This window comes from Psychrobacter sp. Ps6 (assembly GCF_022129235.1).
Classification (GTDB): Bacteria; Pseudomonadota; Gammaproteobacteria; order Pseudomonadales; family Moraxellaceae; genus Psychrobacter.
Genome location: NZ_JADQAI010000157.1, coordinates 1 through 1,163 on the forward strand (window position 1 = coordinate 1; position 1,163 = coordinate 1,163).

Here is a 1,163-nt window from a genome sequence, read left to right on the forward strand (position 1 = left end):
CAAGATAAATTACCAATAAAAATAGCAGAGCAAATGGTAAATCGATCAGTGATGAGACCGTCGCAGAGGTAAAGAACTCTCGAATAGATTCGAACTCTTGTAAATGGCGAGCAAAAGCACCAACAGATGCTGGTTTTGCTTCCATTCGAATTCCCATTACTCGGCTAAATATTTTTGCAGAAAGTAAAATGTCTGATTTTTTACCTGCAATATCAATAAAGTAGCTTCTCATTAACTTAAGAATTAAATCAAAACTAAAAATAATCGTAATACCGATAGCTAAAACCCATAGTGAATCAAAAGCTAGATTTGGTACGATTTTATCGTAAACGAGTCGGGAGAATAGAGGTGCTGCAATGGCAAAAATATTGATCAATATAGATGCAATAAGTACATCTCGATAAATATTTTTTGACTCCCAAAGAGTACTCCAAAACCAGTGACCATCACGAGTTTTTAATATTTCTGGCGAACGCTCATCATAGCGAAAGCGTTTTTTGATAAGGAATAGATGCCCCGTGTATTGTGCTGTTAAGTCATCAATACTGATCCATTGTTCATTTCCATCGGCTTGAGGAAGAACAACCTCGGCTTCATTTTTTTCTTTATCGAGACTAAGAACAACACATGCATCTCCCCCTTTTAATAAAGCTATAACAGGGAAGAGAAGAGGAGACAAATCCGTAAATGATTGTTTGGCTTCTTTTGCTTGTAAACCAGCTTTTTCTGCTGCTCTAGGTAATAAGAACGGGGTCAACAAACCATCAGCTAAAGGTAAATCGGCAATTAGGGCATCCGATGAGTTTGCTTGACCATAGAATCGGCTAACGTACACCAAAGATTGTAGTAATGGATCTTTCATGTTCATCGCTCTTGTTTGAAATTATCTGTGATATACCCTTGGAAACCGTTGATCATAAATTCAGATAATTTATCTTTCTGGGCCTCGGTTTCGACTCGTGATGCAATAACGGTAATACCTAGATTTTGTGCGGTTCTGGTTATTGAGGTTAAGGCATCTGCTTTCACTTCATCATCCACTTGATTGGTGTAAGTAAAGTCAAGTTTTACATAAGCAGGACGGAACTGGGATAAATAGCCCGTTGAACCAAAGTTATGGCCAAATTTATCGATACCAAACTGGAAGCCATTTCTATGTAAGA

General features: G+C 37.7%; 2 protein-coding genes. Both read right to left on the reverse strand.

Going from position 1 to position 1,163, the window contains the following annotated elements:
• Positions 1 to 862: cysteine peptidase family C39 domain-containing protein (locus I3255_RS14535; protein WP_238039458.1), on the reverse strand; the 862-nt coding region annotated here is incomplete at its 3' end.
• Between the two features lie 2 nt (positions 863 to 864).
• The coding region (locus tag I3255_RS14540) for an EAL domain-containing protein (RefSeq protein WP_238039459.1) at positions 865 to 1,163 on the reverse strand (299 nt) is incomplete at its 5' end.